This is a genomic window from Pseudomonas sp. Soil_N_39, from assembly GCF_057655955.1.
The window spans coordinates 12,559-39,551 of sequence record NZ_JBDGLI010000030.1 but is presented as its reverse complement, the minus strand read 5'-3'; the positions used below and the strand labels follow the sequence as shown (position 1 = coordinate 39,551).

Here is a 26,993-nt window from a genome sequence, read left to right as displayed (position 1 = left end):
TCGTGGTTAACGGGGCGCCCGAGATCAACGTCCTCCACGAGGCGGCCTGATAGCCGACCTGGTTCTGGGTGACCGCGTTTCTCCTGTGGGAACGAGCCTGCTCGCGATGGCGGTGGTTCAATCACATGGATGTTGGGTTTGCTGGCCTCATCGCGAGCAAGCTCGCTCCCACAGGTGATCTTGGGCGTTCATAAGTCTTGTGTTCACCACAGGCCCATTGTGGGAGCGAGCTTGATCGCGATAGCGGTGGTTCAGCCACCTAGATGCCGGCCTGCTCTTGCTTTGGCTCTTGCTTTGGCTCTTGATCTTGATCTTGATCTTGATCTGGACGCCCCGTTAAACCACGCTGGCCGAACGCAGGCATTGTGGAGTGGGCAACCCGGCATGGATGCCGGGATAGCCACGCTGGGCCATGGATGGCCCTTCGCGGCGGGCCCACGGAGCAATGCCGGAGTGAGGGCACACCGAGCCTAGGCGAGGTGCCGAGTGGTGGGGCAAAGCGCTTTTGGTTACTTTTGGCTGGTCCGGCTCCCGGCTCTTCCAAAAGTGACCCGCCGTAAGGGCGGAACCCTAAGCCGCCGTTACCGCAGCAACGGATATACACACCATCCTAATTGATCGGTCATCCTCATTGATCAGCCGTCCTCATCCCCGCCCGGGTTGGCTTGCCCAAGGCCTCGCCAAAGAAGCGGCCGGCCTCGGAAATCATGGTGCGGTGGATGTCCTTGCGGTCGACCCCGTCAGCATCCGTGCAAAGCGCTGGCATCGCGGCAATCTGCTCGTCGGTGCACGGCGCCAGGAAGACAAAATGGCCAGCGCCGGCCAAGGTCTTGAAATCCGGCGCGGTGGGCAGCTTGCGGGCCAAAGCGGCGGCATTCTTGTCGAAAGCCACGAGTTTGTCGCCATCGCCGCTGTACAACAGCACCGGCACATGGACATCGGCCAGGGTGTGACGGCCAAATTTCAGGCTCAACGGCGCCATCAGCAGCAATGCCCGGACCCTGGGATCGGCCACCGGTTGCAGGTCATCGCGGTCAGCGATCAGTTCGCCCTGGGTGTTGCAGGCATCACGGTCGTCCGGCCGCTCCACGCAGTAACGGCGCAAGCGATTGAGGTCCGGCGTCGCGCCGGACAAGATCAGCGCGGTTTCGCCACCGGCCGAATAGCCGATCACCCCGACCTGCCCGGCGTTAACGAACGGCGACAGCATCGGATCATTGAGCGTTGCGGTGATGGCTTCGGAAATCTGGATCGGCCGCCCATACAGGTTGCTCAGGGTGCCAAGCCGGCTGTGATCCTGGGCATTGTCGCCGGGATGAATCACCGCCACCACGACAAACCCCTTGCGCGCCAGCGAAGTGGCCAAGTCATGCAGGGCCAGCGGCGTGCCGGTATTGCCGTGGGACAACATCAACAACGGAAAGCGGCCGATGGCGATCTGGGCGTCCGGCGCGGCGTCGATCTGGTAGCCACCTAGCAGGCTGGATTGTTCCCGGTCGATGGACGGATAGAAGGCGATAGCGTGCATCGGCTGCTGATCCAGCGGATCGAGAAAGCTCAGCTCATGGAAGCCAGCGCTCCAATGCGGATGCGGCCCCGGTGCGGCCTGCACGGAACCGAGACTGGCAAACAAGCAAAGCAGCAGCGTTGCACCAAAACGTGTCATCGAATCGTCCACCTTCACCAGCGCACGGGAAGGCTCCGTCGCTCGTCGCCTTGGCCGTGCATAACCTGCGCCAGAATCCCCGGCGCCGAATGCAGCAAAACCCTGCATCCCGGCCATCCAATGACCACGAGAATACAGGGTTTTGCGAAGGTTGCCCGAAGCACTTGGTGCCTTTACGCAGGTTTTACGCAGCGGCGAATTGTTCGCCGATCTGCGCATGGGCTTCACTCATGCCCTTGCTACGCATGTCGTCGCCCTTGGCGAGCCCTTCCGCACGGACAAATTCGATCTCGGTAATGCCCAGGAAACCAAACATCACTTTCAGATAATCCTCATGGCCTGCACCACTAGGCTGCCCGGCATGCAAACCTCCGGCGGTGGAAACGATCACCAGCTTCTTGCCACCGCACAGGCCTTCGAAGCCAGCTTCGGTGTAGCGGAACGTCTGGCCGGCCACGGCAATGCGGTCGATCCAGGCCTTGAGTTGGGTCGGAATGCTGAAGTTGTACATCGGCGCGGCGATAACCAGCGCATCCGCCGCCTGAAACTCTGCCATTGTCTCGGCGCTAAGGTCCGCTTCGTACTTGAGCGCGGCGTCGCGCAATTCAGCACTGGTACCGGCGGCAACCAGCGTCTGGGCGGAAAAATGGCTGATGGCGTCGGCGGCCAGGTCACGATAGGTGACGGTGATACCTGGCTCGGCCGCTTTCCAGGCTTCAACCACTTCACGGCTCAATTGGCGGGAAGCGGAGTTGTCGCCGAGGATGCTCGAATCGATGTGCAGCAGTTTCATGTGAGTGCTCTCCAAGTGAGGACCGCACCAGGCGATCAATTGGCGACCATCCTATCGATGAAGCCAATGATCGATAAGTCGGCATAAATGCGATAGTTTGTCCTACTGACAGGACAATCGAGTTCAACATGCAAGACCTCAATGACTTGTATTACTTCGCCAAAGTCGTCGAAGCCGGCGGATTCGCCGCGGCCGGGCGCTTGCTGGGCATTCCCAAGTCGCGACTGTCGCGGCGTATCGCCGAGCTGGAAGAACGCCTCGGCGCCCGCCTGCTGCAGCGCACCACCCGCCAGTTGAAATTGACCGCGGTCGGCGAACCTTATCTGCGCCATTGCCAGGCGATGTTGCTGGAGGCCGAGATGGCCGACGAAGCGGTGGCGAGCATGTCCAGCGAGCCCCGTGGCCGTTTGCGGGTGTCGAGCCCGGTGGGCCTGGCCCATCAGTTCCTGCCGGTGGTGATCGAAACTTTCCTGGTGAAATACCCCCTGGTACAGCTGGAAATGACCCTGCTCAACCGCCGGGTCGACCTGATCGGCGAAGGCATCGACGTGGCGCTGCGCGTGCGCGACCTGGGGGACGAAGACCCACTGCTGATGACCCGGCGTTTGCGCCGGGCACGCCTGATGCTGGTGGCCAGCCCGGCGTTTGTTGAAGGGCGACGGATCGAAACCCCGGACGACCTCAAGCCCTTACCGGTGTTAGGGGCGCTGGAAGCCGATCGCCTGGTGCATCTGCGTCTGGTCAAGGCCGATGGGCAGCAGGCCGAACTGAGCCTGGAGGCCCGCCTGGGCATCGACGACTTCATTGTGCGTCGGGCCTGCACCCTCGCCGGCCTGGGCTTCACTTTATTGCCGAGCATGTATTGCGAGCAGGAATTGCGTGACGGCACACTGGTGGAGCTGCTGCCTGGATGGTCATTGCCCGACGGCTGGCTCCAGGCGGTCTACCCGCATCGGCGCGGCATGTTGCCGGCGGTGCGTGCCTGGATCGATCATTTGGTGGAAGCCTTCGAGGGCTGTGGAGAAAGAACGCTATGAGTTTGAGCGAAGAGGATGTCGCGCGGTTTTGCCTGGACTTGCCCGGTGCCAGGGAAGACTACAAATGGGGTGGCGTGCGGGTATTTTCCATTGCCGGGAACAAAATGTTCGCCCTCCAGGGCCTGCGGGGCGACTCGTTGGCGTTCAAGGTCGACAAGGATCTGTTCCTGGGTCATTGCGACCGCCCAGGCATTCACCCCGCGCCGTACCTGGCGCGGGCCCAGTGGGTCATCATGCAGGTGCCCTACCCGCTGGGGGCTGAAGAGCTGCGCAATTTGCTGCGCCGCTCTCATCAATTGGTGGTCAGCAAGTTACCGAAGCGTACCCAGGTTGGGTTATTGCTGTAGTGGCGGCAGCGACTGAACCACCGCTATCGCGAGCAAGCTCGCTCCCCCACTAGGACAACGCCAACAGATAACCGCCCAGGAACAACTGGTCGATCCAGAACACCTGGTGCAACAGCACGATGAACCAGAACACCACTTGAAATGAGACTTTGCGGGTCTTGTGGCGAAACAGCTGCTGGGCCAGCAAGGCGCCGGGCCAACCGCCGGCCAGCTCTACCGCATGCAACACATTCTCCGGGGTACGCCAGGCGTCGGCGCGCGCCTTGCGCTTGTCGCTCCAGTACAGCAGGAACGCCACCACGCTGACGACGCCATAGGCCCCCATCGGCACCCACGACACCGCCCGCAGCCCGAACAGCAGCGAACCGAACAGCGGCAAGGCACAGACCAGGGCAAACACCGTCAGTTTGAGCCGCAGGTGCTGCACGGCGCCGTCGGCGTTGCGCCCGGCACGTTTGCGGTTGCCTGAATCGTTCATGGCTTGGCGGCGGTCCAGTCCACCCAGCCGAACTGCCAGGTGGCCAGGATCAGCAGGCCAAAAGCGATTCGATACCAGGCGAACACGGCGTAGCTGTGACTGGCGATGAACCGCAGCAGGCCCTTGACCGCGATCATGGCGAAAATGAACGCCGTGACAAAACCAATGGCGAACACTGGGAAATCCGCCGGGACGAACAGTTCGCGGTACTTGTAGCCCGAGTAGACGGCCGCGCCGACCATGGTGGGCATCGCCAGGAAGAACGAGAATTCGGTAGCAGTTTTACGCGACAGACCGAACAGCAAGCCACCAATGATGGTCGCGCCGGAACGGGAGGTGCCCGGGATCATCGCTATGCATTGGGCCAGGCCAACCTTCAGTGCGTCCTTCCAGGAGATCTCGTCCACCGTCTCGGCGTGCACCTGGTGCTGACGCTTCTCGGCCCAGAGCATCACCAGACCGCCCACCACCAGCGCGGCGGCCACGGTGATCGGGTTGAACAGGTAATGGTGGATCCAGTCGGCAAACAGCACGCCCAAGACCACGGCCGGCAGAAAGGCGATCAGCAGGTTGGCGGTAAACCGGCGAGCGCTGGGTTGCGTCGGTAGCCCCAGCACCACGTCGAAGATCTTGCGCCGGAACTCCCAGACCACCGCGAGGATCGCGCCCAACTGAATGATGATGTTGAATGCCATCGAGCGTTCGCCACCGAACTCGAGCAAGTCGGCGACAATGATCTGGTGCCCCGTGCTGGAAATCGGCAGAAACTCCGTCAAGCCTTCCACTACGCCAAGAATCAATGCCGAAAAGGCCGTCCACAAATCCATTCATCCCCCAAAAAAGACGCTGTTCAAGCAGGTCTTATCAATATTCAAGTGTCATGCAGGTACACGCAGCGGCTGCACGATAACCGCGACCTTTCAAAAAAAACCAATGAAAAATCAGAACAGACTCAGGTTTTGCGCTGCGGGGCCGAAATCCTATCAGACAAGCCCTGATAACGCTGCCGCGTTATGACCCAGGTCAATCATGGATAGCCGCCGGGCGCTAAAGTGCCGGCCGTCGTTAATGACAAGAATAAGAAACCGGAGTGACAGCGTATGAATAGCTTGCGCAGTGTGTCGATCAGCCGACGCTTGTGGCTCATCCTGGTCGTGGCCATCGTGATGTTGTTCACGCTAGGCGCCTTTATGCTCAAGCAGATCCACACGGACCTGTATCAGGCCAAGGTGCAGAAGACCCAGCATGTGGTGCAGACCGCCAGTGGTGTACTGAGCTACTACCATGGGCTGGAAACCGCCGGCACCCTGACCCGCGAGGCAGCGCAGAAGCAAGCCCTCAGCGCCGTGCGAGGCCTGCGCTATGACCAGAGCGATTACTTCTGGATCAACGACCTGACGCCGGTCATGGTCATGCACCCGACCAACCCGAAGCTTGAAGGCCAGAACCTCTCGGCGATCCGCGACCCGAACGGTTTTGCGCTGTTCAACGAGATGGTCGCCATCGCCAAAGCCAAGGGTGCCGGGATCATCGATTACCTCTGGCCCAAGCCGGGCGCCGAAGCGCCGGTCGCCAAGACTTCCTACGTCAAACTGTTCGAACCGTGGGGCTGGATCATCGGTTCCGGCGTGTATGTGGACGACGTCCAGGCAGAGTTCCAGTCCCAGTTGATCAAGGCTTCGTTGATTGGCTTGGCGATCACCCTGGTCATGGGCCTTCTGCTGACTCTGATTGTGCGCAGCATCGTCCGCCCGCTTCAAGAAACCGTCAACGCCATGGCCAATATCGCCAGCGGCGAAAGCGATCTGACGCGTACCCTCGACACCCACGGCCAGGACGAAGTCACGCAACTGGCCCGGCATTTCAACGCTTTTACCGCCAAATTGCGCCAGGTGGTGAGCCAGTTGCAGGCCTCGGCCAGCGAGCTGGGGCAATCTTCCAACGAATTGGGCAACGACGCGGCTCAAGCCCAGGAACGCAGCCAGCAACAGTCACAACAAATGGAACTGGTGGCCACCGCGATCAACGAAGTGACCTATGGCGTGCAGGACGTGGCCAAGAACGCCGAGCACGCGGCCAGTGAGATGCGCGACGCCGAATCCCAGGCCCAGCAAGGCCAGGTCAACATCGATGGGAGCTTGCAGCAGATCGACCGCTTGTCCCAGACCATCGATCAAGCCGTGGAAGTGATTCGCACCCTGGCGAGTGAAAGCACCCAGATCGGCAGTGTGCTGGAGGTGATTCGTTCCATCGCCGAACAAACCAACCTGTTGGCCCTCAACGCCGCGATCGAAGCCGCCCGCGCCGGCGAGCAAGGCCGGGGCTTTGCGGTGGTTGCTGATGAAGTGCGGCTGCTGGCCCAGCGCACGCAGAAATCCACCGCCGAGATCCAGGCGATGATCGAGCGCCTGCAAACCCACTCCGAAGCCGCCGTGAAAGTCATCGGCGACAGCAGCCGTGCCTCGCAACTGACCATCGAACAGGCCGGCCTCGCCGGTGCCAGCCTCAACGCCATCGGCCAGGCCCTGCGCAACCTCAACAGCCTGAACGCCTCCATCGCCAGCGCCACCCTGCAACAGGCCCATGTGGTGGAAGACATCAACCAGAACGTCACCCAGGCCGCCGGCCTGTCCCATAGCACCGCCATGGCCGCCGAACAGTCCAGCCAGGCAAGCAGCCGCCTCAAGGCGTTGAGTGAACAGTTGAATGGGTTGCTCAAGCAATTCCGAGTCTAAAGATCGGTAGCCAACCCTGTGGGAGCGAGCTTGCTCGCGATCGCGGTCGCACATTCAGCATTGATGCAAGCTGACCCACCGCTATCGCGAGCAAGCTCGCTCCCACAGGGGATTTGTGGTGAGTACCAAACCAGAGACCAACGCAAAACCGCGGTGGGGGCGAGCCTGCTCGCGATAGCGCCAGCCCATTTACGACATTGGTATTGGAGCTCTCCACACCATAGCGCTTACAATCGCCGCCCTCTCCTCTTTCCCCAAGGAACTGCCATGTCCGGGCTTGAACTGTTTGCCGCAGCCCTCGGCGTGATCGCCGTCTGGTTGACCGTCAAGCAGAACCCCTGGTGCTGGCCAATCGGCCTGGTCATGGTGTTGCTGTACAGCTGGATTTTTTTCGAGGTGAAGTTGTACTCGGACATGCTGCTGCAGGTTGTCTACGCGGTGCTGCAACTCTACGGTTGGTGGCAATGGACCCGTGCCGGACGCAATCATGATGGGCGTCAGGTCAGTCGCCTCGGTGGGCCGTCGGTGTTGCTCGGCCTGGCCATCGGCGCGGTGGGCAGCCTGCTGTTGGGCGCTGCCATGGCTCACTGGACCGACGCCGCCCAGCCCTGGCTCGACGCCGCGCTTACGGGGTTCAGCCTCGTGGCCCAGTGGTGGATGGCACAAAAACGCGTGCAATGCTGGCCGCTGTGGATCGCCCTGGACGTGATCTTCGTTGGCCTGTTCATCTACAAAGGCTTGCACCTGACCGCCGCGCTCTACGCCCTGTTCACCCTGCTCGCCGTGCAAGGCTGGCGGGAATGGCGCGCCGACCCGGCCCTGCGCGCATGAAGGTGGTGGTACTGACCGGCCCGGAATCCAGCGGCAAGAGCTGGTTGGCGGCGCAATTGCAGGCGCATTTCGGTGGCGTGCGGGTAGACGAGTATGTGCGCCATTTCATGGAACAGACCCAACGCGATACCTGCCTGGCCGACATCACCGACATCGCCTCCGGCCAATTGGCCTGGGAAGACGAGGCACGTGCCGGCCGACCGGCGCTGTTGATCCTCGACACTCACCTGTTGAGCAACATTCTCTGGAGCCAGACCCTGTTCGGCGATTGCCCGGACTGGCTCGAGCCGGCGTTGTTGGCCCGCCATTACGACCTGCACCTGTTGTTGAGTCCCGAGGAGGTCGAATGGACCGGCGACGGTTTGCGTTGCCAGCCCGAGCTGGCAGAGCGGCTGACGTTTTTCCAGGCGATCGAGACTTGGCTGAGCCAACATCGGCAACCTTTCCAGGTCATTCAGGGCAACTGGGTGCAACGCCGGACGCAAGTGTTTGCAACCGTTACCCAACTGCTTGAAGCCTGACCGCCGCTTGATTTGTTTCACCGCTGAAACAACGCACTCGCAGCAAACCCGGATTCAACCACGTTTCATGTCCTTGTCATCAAGACTGTCACGCTGCTGAAACACCCTCCCAAAAGCCTGGAGCCAGAGCCCTGCAACGGTTGGTGGCCATTTGATCGTCATCCGCCCTGTCTCAACGCTGAAACAGGTTCCCTCCTCGACGCCCCCTGGCTTAATCCAACCCATTGAATTGCCGGGTATTTCAAAACACGGCACAACACCTGCTCTTCCCCATTTCGCAACGCTGGACCAAGGCCAGCCCACCGAAGAAGGAATCGATGCCGTGGGGACTTTCGAAAGAAGTTTGACCTGTCTGCTCATGATCGGCTGCGCCGCCAGCGCAACGCTCAGCCTGCCAGCACAGGCCGAGGGCAACGGCGTCATCGTGCTCAGCCGTGACGTGCAGCCCATCGCAATCGGTCGCAACGGCGGCAAAGATCCCTACCCGACCACCGTCAATGCCAACCCCTCCGAACGAATCAACCAGGCGACCGCCAGCACCGAACTGAGCGATGGCGAGTTCGCCAGCGTGGCCAGCGGCTCGTCGATCCGCAACATCGTCAGCCCGAATACCGGTGTGCAGGGCCTGAACGTGGTCACCAACCCCAACGGCATGCCGGGCATGAATGCCGGTCATGGTGGCGGTAGTGGTGGCGCGATCTCCGGCACCATCAACCGCTCGCTGAGTTCCGGCCTGGCCCCGCTGGGCCGGCTGGCGGGAGGCCAGTGACATGAAGCCCGTCCTGTTTCTACTCACCCTGCTCATGCTTTCGCTGCTCAGCTCTTTCACCGTATTTGCCGATTCGGGTGTCGCGGTGGTCAGCAGCGCCAACCTGCAGGATTCCGGCAGCCATTACACCGGCAACTTCAACGTCAACCAGGCGGCCGGCGACCAGATCCAGCAAACCAACACCCGGGCCATCGCCATTGGCAGCCACGCCCAGGCCAGCACCCACGTGCAGCAACGTGTCGACACCCAGGCCAACCCTTCCATGAACGCCACCGCCCGCATCGGTGGCCACTCCTTCAGCAACGGCAACGGCGTGCTGGGCGTCAACCAGTCCGCCGGGGCCAACAACCAGATGGCCAATGTCATGCGGGTGGGCATCAGTGCCCATCCGCAGAGCATGGACGACAGCGCCCTGTCCCAACAGAACGTGGCGCTGCTACCGAACTCAGGAGCAACTGGCACCCCAACCGGCAGTCGTCAGGTCGTTACCAGCGACCAGGCCTTCACCGGCAGCCGAGGGGTAATCCAGGTGAACCAGAGTGCCGGGGTGGGGAACCGCATGGCTAACACCCTGAGCATCCGGGTCGCTGATTGATCCGGGGGCTACATAAGAAAGTACCGACACTTAACCAACGACACGCAAGGAGAAACACCATGAAACCTACAATGGCACTCAAACCATTGGTTTTCGCTCTCGCCGCTGTCATGGCAATGGCTGCACAGGCCGACGGTAACGGGCGTGGCAACGGCCACGGTAACGGCCACGGCAATCAAGGCCCAAGAGGTCCGTCGTTCGAGCAACTGCTCTCGATCACCGCTGGGGCAGGCGCGGCCGTGCTGGATGTGCAGAACAGCGACGGCAACGTCGTGACCAACCAAGCCACCCGCAACACCGCTGAGGCCACTGACTCGCTCAATGGCAGCAACGGCAACATGGGCGCCAACATCGCGGCCGGCGACGGTAACCAGCAAGACAACGCCGCCGCCCTGGCCACCGCTGACGAGAGCTTCATCTTCGGTTCGGCTGTCGCTGTCTCCAGCGCCACGCAAGTCAATAACAACAACTACGTCAAAAACAACTCCACGCAAAACAATGCCTCGCTCACCAATGCCGGCAACAATGGCTCCGGTAACATTGGCATCAACGTGACCGCCGGCAACTTCAACCAGCAGAAAAACAACCTGGCCATCGCCGTATCCGGGGGCCGTGTCGCACAGGCCTCTGCCTCGGCTGACCAGTCTTCCACCGGCCTTGTGGTCGACAACAAGGGCGTACGGACTTACAAAACCGACACGCTTACCAACACCTACGCCGCTTCTGGCACGTTCAAGGCCAAAGGCACCGGCACCGTCGAAGACAACGATCATGGCGGCTGGGGCAACAAAGGCGGATACGGCGGCGGTCACGATGACGACAAGTTCAAGTTCTCCGCCGTGGGGTCCTTCGAACTGGCCGGCAGCAACACCCAGCAGGTGCTGACCCGCGACGGTTGGAAAAACCCTGTGATCAACAACGCCACCATGACCAACTCCATGAACGGCTTCTCCGGTAACGGCGGCGCCAACGTGTCGGCGGGCGTGGGCAACCAGCAAAGCAACTCGCTGTCCATTGCGGCCGGCTGCAGGGCTTGCATGTAAGCGTGCATGAAACGAAGCCCCGGCAACAGCAATGCTGTTCACCTAGGGTTGGGATGAGTCTTGTGGCGAGGGAGCTTGCTCCCGCTTGAGTGCATCGCACTCACAAAAAAGGGGCTGCTTCGCAGCCCAGCGGGAGCAAGCTCCCTCGCCACGGACTCATTTCAACGCTTTACAAAGGGTGTGGCTTGGAAACGGGGCTTTTTTCCCGGATGTCCATTAGGCGTATCGATCATGCGTGTCACTGCCGTTTCCCTGCTGCTCTGCCTGGCCTGTGTGGCCGAAGCGGCGCAGATGCCGGTCGCCGCCCTGCCTGGCGGCATGCTGGTCTACAAACCGGTGCAAAGCGTACGCGAGCGCAAATTCAGCGACATTGTCGAGCAGAAAACCGATTTCAGTTGCGGCGCCGCCGCGCTGGCCACGGTACTGCGCCAGGCCTATTGGCTTGACGTCGATGAAGAGCACGTCATCAAAGGCATGCTGGTCAATGCCGACCAGAACCTGGTTCGCACCCAGGGGTTTTCCATGCTGGACATGAAGCGCTACGTGGAGACCATCGGCATGCGTGCCCGAGGCTACCGGATACCGCCAGAGAAACTCGAAGCGGTGACAATTCCGGTGGTGGTCCTGATGGAAATACGCGGCTACAAGCACTTCGTGGTGTTGCAGCGGGCCGACAAGCGATGGGTCTACATCGGCGACCCGGTGCTGGGCCACAAGCGCTACTCCCACGATGAGTTCGTCAAAGGCTGGAACGGCATCGTCTTCGCGATCGTCGGCCCGGGCTATGACAAGACCAATGCGCTACGCAGCCCTCCTCAACCCCTGACAGCCCGTAACAAGCTGGACGGTTTCAACCCGGTCAGGGATGCGGAACTGATGGATTTCGGCTTCATACAGAGCGACTTTTTCTAATCGCCGACCACTGCCAACAATAAGTACAAAAGGAGCAGGACGCTCCGGGAGCAGCACATGAGAACTTCACACTGGCTGTCGCTGGCCTGCCTGCTCGCGACCGCCTCGGGCTATGCCCATGCCGGCTTCAAACCCATCGAAGTCAAGGACCAGGAGCTCGCCGAGCTGCGCGGTCGTTATGTCATGCCGGGCCGAGTCATCAGCTTCGGCATCGTCATGAGCAGTACCTGGCGCAACGCCAGCGGCGACTTGATCGGCGCCACCAGCACTATGCAGATCCAGGCCGCCACCGTCAAACCCGAGTTCTATGTCTCCACCATCAAGCAGACCGGTAACGGCAGCGTCCCGGAACAGGGCAGCGGCAACATTACCGGTGGTGCCGGCCTTGGCACGAGCCAAGGCGTGACCCAGAGCGTGCGTGCCGCCGGCGACGGCAACACGGCCTACAACAACGTCAACATCAATGTGAAGGAGAGTAGCCAGGCACCGGCGCTCGTCCCCTCCCAGGGCCAACTGTTGACCAAGGGCCAGACCATCAGCGGCAGCAACGCCGCCGGCAGCGTCGCGGTCACCGCCACCGGCAGCGGCGTACAAATGGCGATCCAGGCCAGCCACAACCAGGGCGGCAGCCTGCAACAAGTGGCCCAGGGCGGCTTGCTGCAAAACACCCGCCTGCTGGGCAACAGCAATCTGGTCAACAACATGACGCAACTCAATGTGGTGCTAAACAACAACGGCGCCAGTGTCGGGGCACTGGACTGCAATCTGACCCAACTGCGCGGCCTCCGTAACCTCGGTTATTGAACTACGCTGATTTCCGACCATTGGGCAAATAGGGACGGCATATTTCATGTATCGATCCGTATCGTTGCGCGCTGTGATCTGTTTAAGCACGTTGTTCCCGGCGGCCGTGTTGCAGGCGGCCCCGGATGCCGATATCGAAGCACTGAAACAGGAACTTCTCGAGCTCAAGCAACGATACGAGGTCCAGCAAAAGGCCCTGGCGGTGCTCGAACAACGGGTTCGCCAGGTGGAGGACCAACCCGCCGCGCCGCCGCCCAAGCGCCTGGCCAAATCCCCGGCCGACATGAAAGGCAACCAGACCGTGGCCGGCGCTGGCGCGGCAACAGCCGGCGGCAGCGGCTACGGGCAATCCCTGGCCGATGATTCCCAGCCGGCCCAGAGTGTGTCCAATCTCTATGACGAGGCCAGCGGTTTCTTCGGTGGTGGCAAGTTCAGTTTCGAGACCGGCGTGACCTATTCGCGCTACGACACCCGCCAACTGATCCTCAACGGCTTCCTGGCCCTGGATTCGATTTTCCTGGGTAACATCAACCTCGACCGGATCAAGGCCGACACCTGGACGCTGGACCTCACCGGCCGCTACAACTTCGATAATCGCTGGCAGTTCGACCTCAACGTGCCGGTGGTCTACCGCGAATCCACGTACCAGTCAGGCGGTGCCAACAACGGCGCGGCCGGGGTCACCAGCGAAGAAACCGTGACCCGCGACCCGACCATCGGCGACGTCAACTTCGGCATCGCCTACAAGTTCATGGATGAGTCGATCAACTCCCCGGACGCGGTGGTCACCCTGCGGGTCAAGGCCCCCACCGGCAAGGACCCGTTTGGTATCAAGCTGCGCCAATCCCAGGCCAACACCAACCTGTTCGTACCTGACGACCTGCCGACCGGCAACGGCGTGTGGTCGATCACGCCCGGGCTCTCGCTGGTCAAGACTTTCGACCCGGCCGTGCTGTTCGGCACCCTGTCCTACACCCATAACCTCGAAGAGTCGTTCGACGACATCAGCTCCACGGTCAACCAGAAGGTGCCGGGCAAGGTACGGATCGGCGACAGCTTCCAGATCGGCGCGGGCATTGCCTTTGCCTTGAACGAGAAGATGAGCATGTCGTTCTCGGTCTCTGACCTGATCCAGAAGAAAAGCAAGCTCAAACAGGACGGTGGCGACTGGGAGTCGGTGACCTCCAGCGACGCCAACGCCGGTTACTTCAACATCGGCATGACCGTCGCCGCGTCCGACAACCTGACCATCGTGCCCAACCTGTCCATCGGGCTGACCGACGATGCGCCGGATTTCACCTTTAGCCTGAAATTCCCGTATTACTTCTGATGCCTTCAGGGATAGGTGATAAGCACCTATCCCTGAAGGCACTGCAAAACAAAAACCCCTGTGGGAGCGAGCTTGCTCGCGATAGCGGTCTTCCATTCAACATCCGTGCTGACTGAAAGGGCCTCATCGCGAGCAAGCTCGCTCCCACAATGGGTTGTGTAGGCAGTTCTAGCGGATCTGATGCTTGTGCAGCAGACGATAGAACGTCGGCCGGGACACGCCCAGCACCCTGGCGGCCACGCTCAGGTTGTCGCTGTGCCGGTTGAGCACATCGCTCAGGGCCTGGCGTTCGGCGCGGGTCTTGTAATCCTCCAGCGTGCCCATCGGCGCCGCAACGCCCTGTTGGCTGGCCAGGCCGAGGTCCCGGGCTTCGATTTGTCGCCCTTCGGCCAGCACTAATCCACGACGGACGCGGTTGGCCAGCTCCCGCACATTGCCGGGCCAGTCATGCATGCCCATCGCCACCAACGCATCCTCGCTGAAGCTGCGGGGACGGCGGCCGGTTTCCTGGCTGTAGAAATGGGAAAAGTGGCTGGCCAGCATCGCCAGGTCACCATGGCGCTCGCGCAGCGGTGCCATCGCCACTTGCAATACGTTCAAGCGGTAATACAGATCCTCGCGAAATCGCTTGTGCTCGATGGCCGCTTCAAGGTCCACATGGGTGGCCGCCAAGATCCGCACATCGACCGCAATCGGCTGGCTGCCACCGACCCGCTCAATGTGTTTTTCCTGCAGGAAACGCAGCAGGTTGGCCTGCAACTCCAACGGCAGGTCGCCAATTTCATCGAGAAACAACGTGCCCCCATGAGCCGCCTCGATCCGTCCGATCTTGCGTTGGTGAGCACCGGTAAATGCGCCCTTTTCATGACCGAACAATTCTGACTGGATCAGGTGCTCCGGAATCGCACCGCAGTTGATGGCGATGAAAGGCTTATTGCGTCGGTGAGACTGGCAATGCAGGGTGCGCGCCACCAGTTCCTTGCCGGTGCCGCTCTCGCCGCGAATCAACACCGGCGACTCGGCCGGCGCCAACTTGCTCAACAACTTGCGCAGTTCGCGGATCGGCTTGCTGTCGCCCAGCAGTTCATGTTCGGGCTGATCAATGTGAATCGAACCCTGCCCCCGCAAGCGCGCCATGCCAAACGCCCGGCCCAGCGTCACCTGGACCCTGGACACGTCGAAGGGCAAGGTATGGAAGTCGAAAAACCATTCGCAGACAAAATCACCGACGTTTTGCAGGCGCAGCACTTCCTGGCTGAGCACGGCGATCCATTCGGTGCCGCTACGGCTGATCAACTCCTTGACCGCTTCCGGGCGCTCCAGGTGAAAAGGTTGCAAGCGCAACAGGCCGACGTCACAGCTCCGATCACCGGCGTGTTCGAGGGCACAACTGTCCACCTCCCACCCAATGGTGCGCAGCCCTGGCAACAGGCGATGACAATCGTCGCAGGGATCAACCACGAGCAGACGACGTGACGTACTGGCTTCGATCATGACTGATCCTTGGCGCCAAAATAAAGAAATGTGAGTAGAAACAGTCGTTTGGCTAACCTGCATGTAACAGTAGCAAGAAGTTGACGCGCCCTTGTATCAATTGATTATCGAGATCATCTCAAACTGGTTATAAGCGACGGTTTCGTTAGTTATCGCGGACGCTTTTCTTTCACGGCACTTTCAAACAAAAGTCCAAAAGCCTGGTCTGAAAGAAAATCGAAATTTATTTAAATAATGTGTGACCCGCCTACGGGTTCGGGACATCAGTACAAGTAACCAGCCGCACGGTACGCCCAACCGACGGCACATCATTTGTTTGGGCACACTTAAGAGAAAACGCCATGAACGCCCCGCTCCGTATCAACGAAGCTCTTTTGATTGCCGACCGCGCATTCCGTCCCTTCCAATGCGTGGCCTGGGCTCCACAAGACGGTAACGGCGAACTTAGCCTGACCGTCATCGACCGTACCAATACTCATATTGGTCGCACTCAGATTCCAAGCAGCGCCTATACCGACCCGGTCCAACTGGCTGATCTGTTGAAACAAGCCCGTGCTGAATTGAGCCAGGAAGGCTACACCTTGCAATCCTGGTCGATGCCTGAATAAAACGCCGGTAGAGCCTGTTATCGATTGCAGGCTTGGCATTGGGTTGTAAAGCCATTGTTATGGCACGCATCGCCCCTGTAACTACAGGACCTGACAGTTGTGCATTGTCACATTCAGGGATTGAATGTTGCCCTCATGCAGTCATCGCCCGTTCGGGCCGATCGACACGCAAGGAGAGGCTGGCATGCTCGATCAGTTCGCGTTCGTACTTCCCAAGCCCCTGGCCCACGCCGGGCAACTTGACCCAGGCTTTGCCGCCAACGGCAAAGCCTGGGTGCATTTCGAAGACAGCACCTCAAGCCTGATCACCGGATTGACCCTCGACCGCGCCGGCCGAATTCTGGTCGCGGCGAGGATCGAGACCGCCCATGGCAGCCGGTTCGGGCTGGCGCGACTCAACCATGACGGTTCGACCGATCCGGGTTTCGGCAGCCGCGGCTGCGTGATCGGCGCGTTCGAACAGGGCTTCGAAGCGACGGCGGGTAAAGTGATCGAGCTGCCCGACGGGCATATCCTGCTGTCCGGCCTGCACTACGAAAACAACGAACACACCCTCCCCGCCCTGGCGCTGTTCGATCAGCAGGGCCGTGCCGTCCAGAGCTTCGGCAACGCGGGCAGGCACATCATCCGGCTCTGCGGCAATCTCTCCCAAGGCCTGCGCGATCCCTGGCTGCCGCCCGGCGTGCCGGGGCTTGAGGCCTGCGACATGCAAGTACAGGCCGATGGCCGGATCCTCTTGCTCGCCAACCATCACTATCAATTGTCCGACCATGTCGGTGTACTGATCCGGCTCCTACCGGACGGCGCCTTGGATACCTCATTCAACGGCCGTGGTTTCGTGATGGTCCGACGCTTGTTGAAAAATACCTGGCTCGGCTGCCTGATGCTCCAGGCTGACGGGCATATTGTCGTCGGTGGCGCCATCGACTTGCCCCAGCATGGCCTGATCGCCCGCTATGACAGTAGCGGCAAGCTCGACGACAGCTTCGGCGAAGAGGGCTTCCTGTCCATCCTGGCGCAGGGTCATAGCGCGATGGTCAGCCAGATCGTCCAGGATGCGAACGGTGATCTGCAGGCGTTCGGCAGCAGCCGCGACCCGATGCATAGCCTGTCGCTGAAAGTGCGACCGGACGGCAAGCCGGATCGTCATTGCAACCAGGGCCAATGCCAGCTCATGGCAATCGGGCGCAACGCCAGCCAATGGACCGCCGCCCAGCTTCAACCGGACGGCAAGCTGGTGACCGCCGGCGCCACCATCGGTGGTATCGAAGCCGATTTTGTGCTTGCCCGGCATTTGCCGGATGCCAGCCTCGATCCGGATTTCGGTGAAGGCAAAGGCTGGGTCCGCACGCGACTCGGCTACAGCCTGGACACCGCCACCGTCCTGGCTGTGCAGGCTGACGGCAGAATCCTGGTGGGCGGCTACTCGCTCCAGGGGCATTATCGGGCGGTGGTTGCGCGGTATTGGGCCTGAGCAATGTCCCCCGGTTCAGCACTATTGAGCGGCGTATGCCTCTATTGAAGCTTGCATAACTGAAAAGCCCACCATCAGGCGGGCTTCAATCATGTTCTCGAAGAGGCGCAGAACCGCAACACCAGGATGCCCGCGAGTGCGGCCAGGGTAGAACCGGCCAATACGCCGACCTTCACTTCATCGATCAACAACTGGGCGCCGGGGAATGCCAGGTTGCCTATGAACAAACTCATCGTGAAGCCGATGCCGCACAATAACGCCACCCCATACACCTGTCGCCACGAACTGTGGGTCGGCATTTGCGCCAGCCCTGTCTTGATCGCTACCAGCGCGAAGGTGAAGACGCCTATCTGTTTACCCAGCAACAACCCGGCAGCAACACCCAGCGGCACAGGATCAAGCAGGTTGCTCAGGGACACCCCTGCCAGAGAAACACCGGCATTGGCGAAGCCGAAAATGGGCATGACAACGAACGCAACCCACGGCGACAAGCGCTGTTCGAGTCTGAGCAGCGGGGACTGCGCTTCGTCGAGGTGTTTGTTCAACGGGATGCAAAAAGCAAGGGCGACACCCGCCAAGGTCGCATGTATGCCTGATTTAAGCACCAGTACCCAGAGCACCACACCCAGCACCAGATAAGGCAACAACCGAGTGACTCCGGCCCTGTTCATGATGAACAACACAGCGATCACAGCGGCGGAGGCGGCAAGCATGGCCACATCCAGGCCGGAGGTATAGAACACGGCGATGATAGCGACCGCGCCCAAGTCATCGAGAATGGCAAGCGCGGAAAGGAAAACCTTCAGGGATATCGGCACTCTGCTGCCCAGAAGCGAGAGCACTCCGAGCGCAAACGCGATGTCGGTGGCCGCCGGAATGGCCCAACCCGCCAACGTTTCGGCAGAGTTTCTGTTGACCCAGGCATAGATGAGGGCGGGCACGATCATCCCTCCCAGCGCAGCGAACCCCGGCAGCGCTCTCTGGCTCCATTTGGCCAGTTCCCCCACTTGCATTTCTCGCTTGATTTCAAGGCCTACCAGCAGAAAGAACACCGCCATCAACGCATCGTTGACCCAATGTTCAAGTGACATTCCCCAAAAGGACGAATGCAGCACACCGGTATAAGTGGGTAATAGCGGGCTGTTAGCCACGATCAACGCAGCGAGCGCCGAAAGCATGAGCACGATGCCGCCAGAGGACTCCGCTTGCATGAAGCGCTCCAGTGGCGTGGCCTTGCGCGAATTACCGCCCTGAGTTGAAGTGTTCCCCATCATTTCCTCCCATAATCCGATCAGGCCTGGATTCTACCCAATACTTGGACGAGCTGTAGTAGTTGTCTTACAACTCGTTCAGATCGAAGAGGATTACGGAGAAAGCAGCCTTGCGCAGGGTTCGCAATCGCATTACCTCAACAGGATGTAACGATCTATCGCCAATGCCGCGCCGTCTTCGGTCACGGCGGCGGTCACCACATCCGCCTGGCGCCTGATGGCCTCCTCCGCCTGGCCCATGGCAATCGACAATCCCGCCCGGTGAAACATCGCCGGATCGTTGCCACCGTCGCCCATCGCCGCCGTCTGCTCCAGCGGCACGTCGAGGAAAGCGGCCAGGGTCGACAGCGCTTCGCCTTTGTTCGCCTTCATCGCCGTCACATCCAGGTAGATCGGTTGTGAACGCGACACCTGGGCCTGCCCCTTGAGCAACGGATGCAGCCGAGCCTCCAGTTCCACCAGCAAGTCCGTATCAGCGCTGGTGGCGACGATCTTATCGATCCGCTCCAGGTAAGGCTCGAAACTCTCGACCTCCACCGGCGGGTAGCCCAGGCCTCTCGTCTCCACCGGCACCATCGGACCGTTGGCGTCGCGCACCAGCCAGTCGCCATCGGCGAATACCCAGACTTCGATGCCAGGCTGATCGGCGTACAGCGCCAGTGTGGCCAATGCAGCCTCGGGTGGCAGGTAATGGACGGCGAGGAAACTGCCGTCGGGATGAACCAGCGTGCCGCCATTGAACGCCGCCGTGGGCAGATCGACGCCCAGGGCCTCGATCTGCTGCAACATGGCCCGTGGCGGCCGCCCAGTGGCGAGGCTGAACAGCACCCCGGCCTCCCGCAATGCGCGAACCGCTTCGATGGTGCGCTGGTTGAGACTGTGATCAGGCAGCAGCAAGGTGCCGTCCATGTCGCTGAGTAAAAACCGGATGGGACGCTTCACCGGATCACTCATCCGAGGCCATGCCAGACGCGATTGTCGCGGGCCAGCAAGTCATCGGCGGCGGCCGGGCCATCTTCACCGGCCTCGTAGGGCTGGACCGTTGCGTCCTGCTGCCAGGCATCGAGGAACGGCTGCACGGCGCGCCAGCCGTTTTCAATGTTGTCGGCACGCTGGAACAGGGTCTGGTCACCGGTCAGGCAATCGTAGATCAGGGTTTCGTAACCCGTGGACGGCTGCATTTCGAAGAAGTCCTTATAGGCAAAACCCAACTCGATATTGGCCATGTCGAGCGCTGGCCCAGGCCGTTTGGCCAGCAGATCGAACCACATGCCTTCATTGGGCTGAATCTGGATTCTCAAGTATGTAGGTTGCAATTCGTCGACTTCAGTGTCGCGAAACTGCGCGTAAGGCGCCGGCTTGAAGCAGATGACGATCTCCGTGTCCCGCACGCTCATGCGCTTGCCGGTGCGCAGGTAGAACGGCACGCCCACCCAACGCCAGTTATCGATCATGACCTTGAGGGCGACGTAGGTCTCGGTGTTGCTGTCGGCGGCGACGTTGGCTTCCTGGCGATAGCCGGTCACCGACTTGCCGCCGACCTCGCCGGCGGTGTACTGGCCGCGGATCGAGTTGGCGCGGGCCTGTTCCACCGACCAGGGCCGGATCGCCCCGACGACCTTGGCCTTTTCCCCACGCACGGCGTCGGCCCCGAATGCCGCTGGCGGCTCCATGGCCACCATCGCCAGCAGTTGGAACAGGTGGTTGGGCACCATGTCCCGCAGGGCACCAGTGTGTTCATAAAAACTGCCACGGGTTTCCACGCCGACGGTTTCGGCGGCGGTGATTTGCACGTGGTCGATGTAGTGATTGTTCCAGAACGCCTCGAACAGACTGTTGGAAAAACGGCTAACCAGAATGTTCTGCACCGTTTCCTTGCCCAGGTAATGGTCGATGCGATAGATCTGCTTCTCGCTCATGACCTTGAGCAGGCAGGCGTTCAGTGCTTCGGCGGTGTGCAGATCGGAACCGAAGGGTTTTTCGATCACCACCCGCCGGAAGGCCCCCTCCTGTTCCTGAAGCAGCCCGGCCGCACCGAGGCGGCTGACCACTTCACTGAAAAAGCGCGGCGCGGTCGCCAGGTAGAAGACCGCGTTGCCGGTGCCGCTGGCGGCGATTTTCGCCGCCAGCGCCTGGTAGGTGCCGTCATCGAGGAAATCACCCTGAACGTAGCTGATGCCCTGGGCCAGCTTGGCCCACAGCGCCGGGTCGAGCGCGCGGTCGGCATCACCACCCTTGCTCGCCGCTTCGTTACGGATGAAGTCCTCGAGTTTCTTGGCAAAATCCACATCGCTGATGGCGTTGTGGTCAACCCCAATGATGCGCAGCCCATCGCCCAGCAGACCGTCGCGACCGAGGTGGTATAACGCCGGCATGAGCAGGCGCTTGACCAGATCGCCATGGGCGCCAAACAGGAACAACGTGGTCGGCGGCGCGGGTTCTGCCTTGGATTTGCTGGCGATCGAGGTCATTTTTTCGGCGTCTCCACGTGGCCACCAAAGCCGAAACGCATGGCCGAGAGCATTTTGTCGCCGTAGGTGCTTTGCTGACGCGAGCGGAAACGGGCGAACAGCGAACTGGACAGGACCGGAACCGGCACCGCTTGCTCGATGGCGGCCTCAATGGTCCAGCGCCCTTCACCGCTGTCGGCAACTTCACCGGAAAAGCCGTCCAGCTTCGGATCGCTGGCCAACGCGTCGGCGGTCAAGTCCAGCAACCAGGACGAGACTACGCTGCCACGACGCCAGACTTCGGCGATATCGGCCACGTTCAGGTCGAAACGCTGCTCGGGGGGCAGGCTTTCGCTGGATTTTGTCTTGAGGATGTCGAAGCCCTCGGCGAAGGCCTGCATCATGCCGTATTCGATGCCGTTGTGGATCATCTTCACAAAATGCCCCGAACCCGCTGGGCCCGCGTGGATGTAGCCACGTTCGGCACGGTCATCGTCGGATTTGCGGTCACGGGTGCGCGGGATGTCGCCCATGCCCGGCGCCAGGCTGTCGAACAGCGGGTCCAGGCGCTTCACCACCTCGGCCTCGCCGCCGATCATCATGCAGTAACCGCGCTCCAGGCCCCAAACGCCGCCGGAGGTGCCGACATCGATGTAGCTCAGGCCTTTTTCCGACAGGGCCTGTGAGCGACGGATGTCGTCCTTGTAATACGTGTTACCGCCGTCAATGATCACGTCACCCGGCTCGAGCAGCTCGCTGAGAACGTTGATGGTGTCTTCGGTGGGCGCGCCGGCCGGCAGCATGACCCAGACCGCCCGTGGTTTTTCCAGGCCGGCGACCAGCGCCGGCAAGTCCGCGACGCCCGTGGCGCCTTCCTGGCGCAGGTTTTCGACAAAAGCGGCATTGCGGTCATAGACGACGGTGGCGTGCCCATTGAGCATCAGGCGCCGCGCAATATTGCCGCCCATGCGGCCCAGTCCAATGATCCCGAGTTGCATGTGCTGATGCTCCCTACTACAAATAAAGGTGTGTCAAAGATTTAACACTATCGACTAAAGGAGGTTAGTCCAGAGCATTGCTGCATAGTTTCCGGGTAATTCGAGCGATCACAAGGGATAACGCTCAAGATCCGGCCAAAGACACAGCGACCATGAAAAATAAAAAAGTTCCAATCACAAGCAAAAGAAATCAGAATCGGCGCCGATAGTAGAGGTGTCGACCAAATCATGGCGACATCTCTATAGTTGATGTACGCCATTTGCGAGGTGAGCAATGGGCCCTGTCGTTACCGCACGTCCTCCCCAAACCCTTTATGTGACCATTCGTCGCGATGAATTGCGCCTACTCAAGGAAGAACGCGATCTGCTGCTCGATGAAGTGACGCAACTGCGCATGCAGCTGCAACACTCACAGCTGTCCCATCAGAGCCAGTCCCTGGCTCGGTAACCGCCCCTGAGACATAGCGTCGGGAAATGACACTGGCCAGACCGGTGTCATTTTGTGGGAGCAAGGCTTGCCCGCGATAGCCGCGCCGCGGTCGAATAGCTGAACCGCGTTATCGTTCATCGCGGGCAAGCCTTGCTCCCACTGGCCTTGCTCTCACAGGACTTGCTCCCACTGGCCATGCTCTTACAGGCCTCGCTTTCACAGATCCCTCCTTACCCCAGGTGCATTCGCATCTGATCTGCATTTTGTATCCGAAAAACTCACAAAGTTTTCACAACCGGCTCGTAATACTCCCCGCCTTTAAGGTTGCTCGACGCAAGCCTGCGGTCACCAATCCGGTGCCGGCAGCTTCGTCGACAAAGGCTGGAGCGCTTGATGAGCTTGTTCAAACGCAGCAAAACGACTGCGAAAGGTTTTGACTGGGCCGGATTCGGCTGGCTGTTTCTGTTCTTCTGGTACTTTTCGGGTATCACCCAACTGCTCATCCTGCTGAGCGACACCTCAGGTTTCACCGGCTTTCGCCAGGCGTTCGTGATGAGTGCGGTGTGGCTTGCGCCCCTGCTGCTCTTCCCCGCCCGCACACGCTTGCTCGCGGCATTGATCGGTGTGGTGCTGTGGGCTTGCTCCATGGCCAGCCTGGGCTACTTCTTCATTTACCAGCAGGAATTTTCCCAGAGCGTCATCTTCATCATGTTCGAATCGAACGTGTCTGAAGCCGGCGAGTACCTGACCCAGTATTTTGCCTGGTGGATGGTGGCGGCGTTCCTGGCCCATACCGCCGTTGGTTATTGGCTCTGGACCCGTCTGCGCCCGGTATACCTGCCCCGGGGCCAGGCCTTTGTGGCGGCAACTGTTCTCGTGCTCGCCGTGGTCGGCTATCCGCTGGTCAAGCAGACCCTGCGCACCGGCAGCTTCGCCGGTGGCCTGGAGAAATTCGAAAATCGCATCGAACCGGCGGTGCCGTGGCAGATGCTGGTGGCCTACCGCCGCTACGGTGAGCAACTGGAGAACATGCAAGGCATGCTCCACAGCGCCAGCAAGATTCCCCCTCTGAGCAACCTCAAGGATGCCATGGCGGAACAGCCGGCTACCCTGGTGCTGGTGATCGGCGAATCCACCAATCGCCAACGCATGAGCCTCTACGGCTACCCGCGAGAAACCACGCCGGAGCTGGACAAGCTCAAGGACCAGCTTTCGGTGTTCGACAATGTCATCACCCCGCGCCCCTACACCATCGAAGCGCTGCAACAGGTGCTGACGTTCGCCGACGAGGAAAATCCAGACCTGTACCTGAGTACGCCATCGCTGGTGAGCATGATGAAGCAGGCCGGCTACAAGACCTTCTGGATCACCAACCAGCAGACCATGACCAAGCGCAACACCATGCTCACGACTTTTTCCCAACAGGCCGATGAGCAGGTGTACCTGAACAACAACCGCAACCAGAATGCCGCGCAGTACGATGGCGACGTGATCGAACCGTTCAACAAGGCCATGGCCGACAGCGCCCCACGCAAGCTGATCGTGGTGCACCTGCTCGGCACCCACATGAGCTACCAGTACCGGTATCCGCCGACGTTCAACAAGTTCACTGACCGCCAGGGTGTACCGGCAGGCCTGCGCGATGATCAGGTCCCGACCTACAACAGCTACGATAACGCGGTGCTGTACAACGACTTCGTCGTGTCCAGCCTGATCAAGGATTACGCCAAGACCGACCCCAACGGCTTCCTGCTGTACCTGTCGGACCACGGTGAAGACGTGTTCGATTCGCAGGGTCACGGCACGCTTGGCCGGAACGAAGGCAAGCCGACCGCGCCGATGTACACCATTCCCTTCATGGCCTGGGCCTCGCCCAAGTGGCGGGAAAACCATGACTGGAACTTTGCGGGCGACCTGTCCCGGCCCTACAGCAGCTCGCACCTGATTCACACCTGGGCGGACCTGGCCGGCTTGAGTTTTGATGAGCTGGACCACAGCAAAAGCCTGGTCAGCGATGACTTCAAGGCCCGTCCGCTGCTGATCGGCGATCCGTATCAAACCCAGCGCAAGGCCTTGATCGACTTTAGCCTGATGAAACCCAAGGCGCCGTTGGCTGAAGTCGTGCAGAAATAACCGAACCCGATCAGAAGCCCGCTTTTACAGGGGCTTGATCCAGAACTGCATATGACCGTGAGCCGGGTCGAACATGCCGGCGGCGAAACCAAATTTGGCGTAGCTGCCTTGGGCCACGGCATTGCCCTCGAGCACTTCCAGGGTAATCTTGCAGCAACCACGCTGGCGGGCGATGTCCTCGACCTTCTGCAGCATCTTCTGGCTCAACCCCAGGCCACGAAACTCCGGCATGACCGCCACGTCGTGGATATTTACCAAGGGCCGGCAGGCAAAGGTTGAAAAACCTTCGAAACAATTGACCAGCCCCGCCGGTTCGCCGTTGACGAAAGCCAGCACGCTGAAAGCATGAGGACGCTTGGCCAGTTCCTCGGGCAGGTGCAGCAGCACCTCGGCCGACAACGGATGTCCCCCGCCCATCGGGTCCTGCGCATAGCCGTTGAGCACATGACAGATCGCTTCGGCGTGGACCGGGTTGGTGTAGCTGGCTTGCAGAACAAGGATGTCCTTGGCTTCTTCCATGACCTTCCATCTCACTTCGGTAGTACCGGCGGCTCGACGCCGTCGGCGGGATACAGGTCAGGCAGGCTGACCAAAACGTTGCATTTGCATTTCCTGGAGGCGACTGAGCGTACGGCGAAACGGGAATTGCAGATAGCCCTCGGTGTACAACTCATCCATCGGCACCGCAGCCGAAAGGCACAACGGTACCTTGCGGTCGTAGCATTCGTCGACCAGAGCGATGAACCGCCGCACACCGTCGTCGTGGACCGACAACTGTGGCAGTTCACGGTCACCGGCCACGACCCGTTCAACGCCGTCCTCAGTACCCCGGGCAATGCGCCCTTCGCGCTGTTCGGCGCTCAGGCAGGGCACGTCACTGAGCAGGATGACGCTGAAGCGGTCACACAGCGCCATGAAGTCCAACGCCGAGAACGGTTGCTCGCACAGGTCGGCGTAGCGGCTCCAGAGCACGGTATCGCTGGCCTGGACCGGCTCAAGCAGACGGTGGCCGACTTCAATCGGTGCACTGCTCGACGCTTGCCCTGCGGTCAATTGGTTGAAGACATTGGCCAGCGGATCGGGTTGCCCGGGATCGCGCAACCAATAACGCTGCGCCAATTGGCCTGGGTGCTGGCGATGGTCTTGCCAGCCGTTCACTGGCACGACCTGCATGTGCTGCTTGATCGCGGTGATGGTTGGCAGGAAGCGCTCACGGTTGTGGCCGTTGGCATAGAGTTCTTCCGGCGGCAGGTTGGAGGTGCTCACCATCACCATGCCCAGTTCGAACATCACCTGGAACAAGCGCCCGAGGATGATCGCGTCGCCAATGTCGTTGACGAACAGTTCGTCAAAACACAGCACCCGTACTTCCGCGCTCAACTCCCGGGCCAAGGCTTGCAAAGGATCCGGCGTGCCGGTGAGCTGGAACGAGCGCTGGTGCACCCACGCCATGAAATGATGGAAGTGCTGACGGCGCGCCGGCACCTTGAGGCTTTCATAAAAGCGGTCCATCAGCCAGGTCTTGCCACGCCCCACCGGGCCCCAGAGATAAACACCCTTGATCGATTTGCGCCCCTCGTGCAACGCCTGGTGGCACTGCTCCAGCGCCATGATGGCCAATTCCTGGGCTTCGTCCTGGACGAAGCCGTGGTGTTCGATGGCATGCTGCCAGGCAGTCAAGGGGGAGTCGAAAGTCATACGGCCCGGGTCCGGAAAACGAAGGTGGGGAGTATGCCATGGCGGGCGACTGCAGAAACCCTGCACAGAACCCTGGCAAGGGGTTTATCTGTGGAAGCAAGGCCTGTGGGAGCATGGCTTGCCCGCGATAGTCGCGCCGCGGTCTAACAGCCAAACTGCGTTATCGTTCATCGCGGGCAAGCCTTGCTCCCACAGACCTGAGTGCAGAACTTTAAACCGAGATATCCAACCGACTGATCTTACCCTGCTCATCGAGCCGAAAGGTATAGCGCAACTCCAGCGGGCTACCGGGGAACGTCCCGGAAATCAGGTTCTGCACCAACACCTTGCCAGTGCGCTGCTGCACATTGAGGACCTCCACCCGCGGCTGGAAGCGCTGGGCGGTGTCTTCCATCCATTGGGCGATGGCCTGGGTGCCAACGCGGTGCTGGCCTTCATCGAACACGTTGGCATCCTCGGCGAAGAAACGCGTCACCGCCGAACTGTCACGGGCATTGGCAGCCGCGATGTAGCCGGCGATGGCCGGGGCCAGGGAAGAGACGGGATTGGACATGGTACGGCTCCTTGTTTTATCGA

At 60.6% G+C, this 26,993-nt stretch carries 27 protein-coding genes; 15 read left to right on the top strand and 12 right to left on the bottom strand.

Annotated elements, in window-relative coordinates:
- Positions 1 to 628: 628 nt before the first annotated feature.
- Both AC3A5O_RS27970 and AC3A5O_RS27965 read right to left on the bottom strand, forming a co-directional pair.
- Entirely contained in the window at positions 629 to 1,666 is a 1,038-nt protein-coding gene (locus AC3A5O_RS27970; protein ID WP_305481650.1) for an alpha/beta hydrolase family protein, read from the bottom strand.
- A 184-nt stretch (positions 1,667 to 1,850) separates the two neighbouring features.
- Positions 1,851 to 2,459 (bottom strand): FMN-dependent NADH-azoreductase, encoded by a 609-nt coding sequence (locus AC3A5O_RS27965; RefSeq protein ID WP_122565489.1) that lies wholly within the window; start codon positions 2,457 to 2,459, stop codon positions 1,851 to 1,853.
- 128 nt (positions 2,460 to 2,587) lie between these two features.
- On the opposite strand from AC3A5O_RS27965, the gene AC3A5O_RS27960 reads away from it, so the two are divergent.
- Both AC3A5O_RS27960 and AC3A5O_RS27955 read left to right on the top strand, forming a co-directional pair.
- Complete coding sequence (locus AC3A5O_RS27960) at positions 2,588 to 3,496, top strand: LysR substrate-binding domain-containing protein (RefSeq protein ID WP_122565490.1); 909 nt, start codon at positions 2,588 to 2,590, stop codon at positions 3,494 to 3,496.
- A complete protein-coding gene (locus tag AC3A5O_RS27955; RefSeq protein ID WP_122565491.1) occupies positions 3,493 to 3,843 on the top strand; it encodes an MmcQ/YjbR family DNA-binding protein in 351 nt (116 codons plus the stop codon). Before AC3A5O_RS27960 ends, AC3A5O_RS27955 begins: the two co-directional genes overlap by 4 nt.
- 49 nt (positions 3,844 to 3,892) lie before the next feature.
- Here AC3A5O_RS27955 and AC3A5O_RS27950 read toward each other — a convergent pair whose 3' ends face one another.
- Positions 3,893 to 4,321 (bottom strand): DUF1294 domain-containing protein, encoded by a 429-nt coding sequence (locus AC3A5O_RS27950; RefSeq protein WP_122565492.1) that lies wholly within the window; start codon positions 4,319 to 4,321, stop codon positions 3,893 to 3,895.
- Positions 4,318 to 5,148, bottom strand: a complete 831-nt coding sequence (locus AC3A5O_RS27945) for an undecaprenyl-diphosphate phosphatase (protein ID WP_122565493.1) — start codon at positions 5,146 to 5,148, stop codon at positions 4,318 to 4,320. Before AC3A5O_RS27945 ends, AC3A5O_RS27950 begins: the two co-directional genes overlap by 4 nt.
- 273 nt (positions 5,149 to 5,421) lie before the next feature.
- Between AC3A5O_RS27945 and AC3A5O_RS27940 the strand changes: the two genes are divergently transcribed.
- From AC3A5O_RS27940 to AC3A5O_RS27900, 9 genes are all read left to right on the top strand, one after another.
- A complete protein-coding gene (locus AC3A5O_RS27940) occupies positions 5,422 to 7,056 on the top strand; it encodes a methyl-accepting chemotaxis protein (protein WP_122565494.1) in 1,635 nt (544 codons plus the stop codon).
- Between the two features lie 267 nt (positions 7,057 to 7,323).
- Complete coding sequence (gene pnuC / locus AC3A5O_RS27935) at positions 7,324 to 7,887, top strand: nicotinamide riboside transporter PnuC (protein ID WP_122565495.1); 564 nt, start codon at positions 7,324 to 7,326, stop codon at positions 7,885 to 7,887.
- Positions 7,884 to 8,408: an AAA family ATPase gene (locus AC3A5O_RS27930; protein WP_305471214.1), complete on the top strand. Its 525-nt coding sequence runs from the start codon at positions 7,884 to 7,886 to the stop codon at positions 8,406 to 8,408. The genes pnuC and AC3A5O_RS27930 overlap by 4 nt, the downstream gene beginning before the upstream one ends.
- Positions 8,409 to 8,730: 322 nt before the next feature.
- On the top strand, positions 8,731 to 9,177 hold the full coding sequence (locus tag AC3A5O_RS27925; protein WP_122565496.1) for a hypothetical protein: 447 nt from the start codon (positions 8,731 to 8,733) through the stop codon (positions 9,175 to 9,177).
- A 1-nt stretch (position 9,178) separates the two neighbouring features.
- A complete protein-coding gene (locus AC3A5O_RS27920; RefSeq protein ID WP_122565497.1) occupies positions 9,179 to 9,772 on the top strand; it encodes an adhesin in 594 nt (197 codons plus the stop codon).
- Between the two features lie 59 nt (positions 9,773 to 9,831).
- On the top strand, positions 9,832 to 10,815 hold the full coding sequence (locus tag AC3A5O_RS27915) for a heme utilization protein (RefSeq protein WP_122565498.1): 984 nt from the start codon (positions 9,832 to 9,834) through the stop codon (positions 10,813 to 10,815).
- Positions 10,816 to 11,046: 231 nt separating this feature from the next.
- Complete coding sequence (locus tag AC3A5O_RS27910) at positions 11,047 to 11,727, top strand: C39 family peptidase (protein WP_122565499.1); 681 nt, start codon at positions 11,047 to 11,049, stop codon at positions 11,725 to 11,727.
- A gap of 57 nt (positions 11,728 to 11,784) precedes the next feature.
- The gene (locus tag AC3A5O_RS27905; protein WP_122565500.1) at positions 11,785 to 12,531 is read left to right on the top strand and encodes a hypothetical protein; all 747 of its coding nucleotides are present in this window, start codon (positions 11,785 to 11,787) and stop codon (positions 12,529 to 12,531) included.
- Between the two features lie 46 nt (positions 12,532 to 12,577).
- Positions 12,578 to 13,861, top strand: a complete 1,284-nt coding sequence (locus AC3A5O_RS27900) for a hypothetical protein (RefSeq protein ID WP_487753984.1) — start codon at positions 12,578 to 12,580, stop codon at positions 13,859 to 13,861.
- Between the two features lie 168 nt (positions 13,862 to 14,029).
- Here AC3A5O_RS27900 and AC3A5O_RS27895 read toward each other — a convergent pair whose 3' ends face one another.
- Complete coding sequence (locus tag AC3A5O_RS27895) at positions 14,030 to 15,355, bottom strand: sigma-54 dependent transcriptional regulator (RefSeq protein ID WP_487753983.1); 1,326 nt, start codon at positions 15,353 to 15,355, stop codon at positions 14,030 to 14,032.
- A gap of 341 nt (positions 15,356 to 15,696) precedes the next feature.
- On the opposite strand from AC3A5O_RS27895, the gene AC3A5O_RS27890 reads away from it, so the two are divergent.
- Together AC3A5O_RS27890 and AC3A5O_RS27885 are read left to right on the top strand one after the other, a co-directional pair.
- Positions 15,697 to 15,963 carry a hypothetical protein gene (locus tag AC3A5O_RS27890; RefSeq protein ID WP_013693488.1) on the top strand — a complete coding sequence of 89 codons (267 nt, stop codon included), beginning with the start codon at positions 15,697 to 15,699 and terminating at the stop codon, positions 15,961 to 15,963.
- 184 nt (positions 15,964 to 16,147) lie between these two features.
- Positions 16,148 to 17,437 (top strand): hypothetical protein, encoded by a 1,290-nt coding sequence (locus tag AC3A5O_RS27885; protein WP_487753982.1) that lies wholly within the window; start codon positions 16,148 to 16,150, stop codon positions 17,435 to 17,437.
- 89 nt (positions 17,438 to 17,526) lie between these two features.
- On the opposite strand, the gene nhaA is transcribed toward AC3A5O_RS27885, so the two are convergent.
- The 4 genes from nhaA to gnd all read right to left on the bottom strand — a co-directional run bounded on the left by nhaA (position 17,527) and on the right by gnd (position 22,180).
- A complete protein-coding gene (gene nhaA / locus AC3A5O_RS27880; protein WP_122565504.1) occupies positions 17,527 to 18,708 on the bottom strand; it encodes a Na+/H+ antiporter NhaA in 1,182 nt (393 codons plus the stop codon).
- 132 nt (positions 18,709 to 18,840) lie between these two features.
- Positions 18,841 to 19,662: an HAD family hydrolase gene (locus tag AC3A5O_RS27875; RefSeq protein ID WP_122565505.1), complete on the bottom strand. Its 822-nt coding sequence runs from the start codon at positions 19,660 to 19,662 to the stop codon at positions 18,841 to 18,843.
- Positions 19,659 to 21,179 carry a glucose-6-phosphate dehydrogenase gene (gene zwf, locus AC3A5O_RS27870; RefSeq protein WP_305467152.1) on the bottom strand — a complete coding sequence of 507 codons (1,521 nt, stop codon included), beginning with the start codon at positions 21,177 to 21,179 and terminating at the stop codon, positions 19,659 to 19,661. The genes AC3A5O_RS27875 and zwf overlap by 4 nt, the downstream gene beginning before the upstream one ends.
- Positions 21,176 to 22,180 (bottom strand): phosphogluconate dehydrogenase (NAD(+)-dependent, decarboxylating), encoded by a 1,005-nt coding sequence (gnd, locus tag AC3A5O_RS27865; RefSeq protein ID WP_277343009.1) that lies wholly within the window; start codon positions 22,178 to 22,180, stop codon positions 21,176 to 21,178. Before gnd ends, zwf begins: the two co-directional genes overlap by 4 nt.
- Before the next feature lie 250 nt (positions 22,181 to 22,430).
- Between gnd and AC3A5O_RS27860 the strand changes: the two genes are divergently transcribed.
- Both AC3A5O_RS27860 and AC3A5O_RS27855 read left to right on the top strand, forming a co-directional pair.
- Entirely contained in the window at positions 22,431 to 22,604 is a 174-nt protein-coding gene (locus tag AC3A5O_RS27860; RefSeq protein WP_163006701.1) for a DUF6026 family protein, read from the top strand.
- Between the two features lie 375 nt (positions 22,605 to 22,979).
- Complete coding sequence (locus AC3A5O_RS27855) at positions 22,980 to 24,719, top strand: phosphoethanolamine transferase CptA (protein ID WP_122565508.1); 1,740 nt, start codon at positions 22,980 to 22,982, stop codon at positions 24,717 to 24,719.
- Between the two features lie 24 nt (positions 24,720 to 24,743).
- Here AC3A5O_RS27855 and AC3A5O_RS27850 read toward each other — a convergent pair whose 3' ends face one another.
- The 3 genes from AC3A5O_RS27850 to AC3A5O_RS27840 form a co-directional block, all read right to left on the bottom strand.
- A complete protein-coding gene (locus AC3A5O_RS27850; RefSeq protein ID WP_122565509.1) occupies positions 24,744 to 25,238 on the bottom strand; it encodes a GNAT family N-acetyltransferase in 495 nt (164 codons plus the stop codon).
- A 57-nt stretch (positions 25,239 to 25,295) separates the two neighbouring features.
- The gene (gene zapE, locus AC3A5O_RS27845) at positions 25,296 to 26,417 is read right to left on the bottom strand and encodes a cell division protein ZapE (RefSeq protein WP_122565510.1); all 1,122 of its coding nucleotides are present in this window, start codon (positions 26,415 to 26,417) and stop codon (positions 25,296 to 25,298) included.
- A 211-nt stretch (positions 26,418 to 26,628) separates the two neighbouring features.
- Positions 26,629 to 26,970, bottom strand: coding sequence for a nuclear transport factor 2 family protein (locus tag AC3A5O_RS27840; protein WP_122565511.1), 342 nt, complete (start codon positions 26,968 to 26,970; stop codon positions 26,629 to 26,631).
- Positions 26,971 to 26,993 lie beyond the last annotated feature (23 nt).

Bases quoted from the DNA above. Each gene is read 5' to 3' on its own strand.
- AC3A5O_RS27970 (WP_305481650.1), bottom strand. From the start codon at position 1,666: ATGACACGTTTTGGTGCAACGCTGCTGCTTTGCTTGTTTGCCAGTCTC.
- AC3A5O_RS27965 (WP_122565489.1), bottom strand. From the start codon at position 2,459: ATGAAACTGCTGCACATCGATTCGAGCATCCTCGGCGACAACTCCGCT.
- AC3A5O_RS27960 (WP_122565490.1), top strand. From the start codon at position 2,588: ATGCAAGACCTCAATGACTTGTATTACTTCGCCAAAGTCGTCGAAGCC.
- AC3A5O_RS27955 (WP_122565491.1), top strand. From the start codon at position 3,493: ATGAGTTTGAGCGAAGAGGATGTCGCGCGGTTTTGCCTGGACTTGCCC.
- AC3A5O_RS27950 (WP_122565492.1), bottom strand. From the start codon at position 4,321: ATGAACGATTCAGGCAACCGCAAACGTGCCGGGCGCAACGCCGACGGC.
- AC3A5O_RS27945 (WP_122565493.1), bottom strand. From the start codon at position 5,148: ATGGATTTGTGGACGGCCTTTTCGGCATTGATTCTTGGCGTAGTGGAA.
- AC3A5O_RS27940 (WP_122565494.1), top strand. From the start codon at position 5,422: ATGAATAGCTTGCGCAGTGTGTCGATCAGCCGACGCTTGTGGCTCATC.
- pnuC (WP_122565495.1), top strand. From the start codon at position 7,324: ATGTCCGGGCTTGAACTGTTTGCCGCAGCCCTCGGCGTGATCGCCGTC.
- AC3A5O_RS27930 (WP_305471214.1), top strand. From the start codon at position 7,884: ATGAAGGTGGTGGTACTGACCGGCCCGGAATCCAGCGGCAAGAGCTGG.
- AC3A5O_RS27920 (WP_122565497.1), top strand. From the start codon at position 9,179: ATGAAGCCCGTCCTGTTTCTACTCACCCTGCTCATGCTTTCGCTGCTC.
- AC3A5O_RS27915 (WP_122565498.1), top strand. From the start codon at position 9,832: ATGAAACCTACAATGGCACTCAAACCATTGGTTTTCGCTCTCGCCGCT.
- AC3A5O_RS27910 (WP_122565499.1), top strand. From the start codon at position 11,047: ATGCGTGTCACTGCCGTTTCCCTGCTGCTCTGCCTGGCCTGTGTGGCC.
- AC3A5O_RS27905 (WP_122565500.1), top strand. From the start codon at position 11,785: ATGAGAACTTCACACTGGCTGTCGCTGGCCTGCCTGCTCGCGACCGCC.
- AC3A5O_RS27900 (WP_487753984.1), top strand. From the start codon at position 12,578: ATGTATCGATCCGTATCGTTGCGCGCTGTGATCTGTTTAAGCACGTTG.
- AC3A5O_RS27895 (WP_487753983.1), bottom strand. From the start codon at position 15,355: ATGATCGAAGCCAGTACGTCACGTCGTCTGCTCGTGGTTGATCCCTGC.
- AC3A5O_RS27890 (WP_013693488.1), top strand. From the start codon at position 15,697: ATGAACGCCCCGCTCCGTATCAACGAAGCTCTTTTGATTGCCGACCGC.
- AC3A5O_RS27885 (WP_487753982.1), top strand. From the start codon at position 16,148: ATGCTCGATCAGTTCGCGTTCGTACTTCCCAAGCCCCTGGCCCACGCC.
- nhaA (WP_122565504.1), bottom strand. From the start codon at position 18,708: ATGGGGAACACTTCAACTCAGGGCGGTAATTCGCGCAAGGCCACGCCA.
- AC3A5O_RS27875 (WP_122565505.1), bottom strand. From the start codon at position 19,662: ATGAGTGATCCGGTGAAGCGTCCCATCCGGTTTTTACTCAGCGACATG.
- zwf (WP_305467152.1), bottom strand. From the start codon at position 21,179: ATGACCTCGATCGCCAGCAAATCCAAGGCAGAACCCGCGCCGCCGACC.
- AC3A5O_RS27860 (WP_163006701.1), top strand. From the start codon at position 22,431: ATGGGCCCTGTCGTTACCGCACGTCCTCCCCAAACCCTTTATGTGACC.
- AC3A5O_RS27855 (WP_122565508.1), top strand. From the start codon at position 22,980: ATGAGCTTGTTCAAACGCAGCAAAACGACTGCGAAAGGTTTTGACTGG.
- AC3A5O_RS27850 (WP_122565509.1), bottom strand. From the start codon at position 25,238: ATGGAAGAAGCCAAGGACATCCTTGTTCTGCAAGCCAGCTACACCAAC.
- zapE (WP_122565510.1), bottom strand. From the start codon at position 26,417: ATGACTTTCGACTCCCCCTTGACTGCCTGGCAGCATGCCATCGAACAC.
- AC3A5O_RS27840 (WP_122565511.1), bottom strand. From the start codon at position 26,970: ATGTCCAATCCCGTCTCTTCCCTGGCCCCGGCCATCGCCGGCTACATC.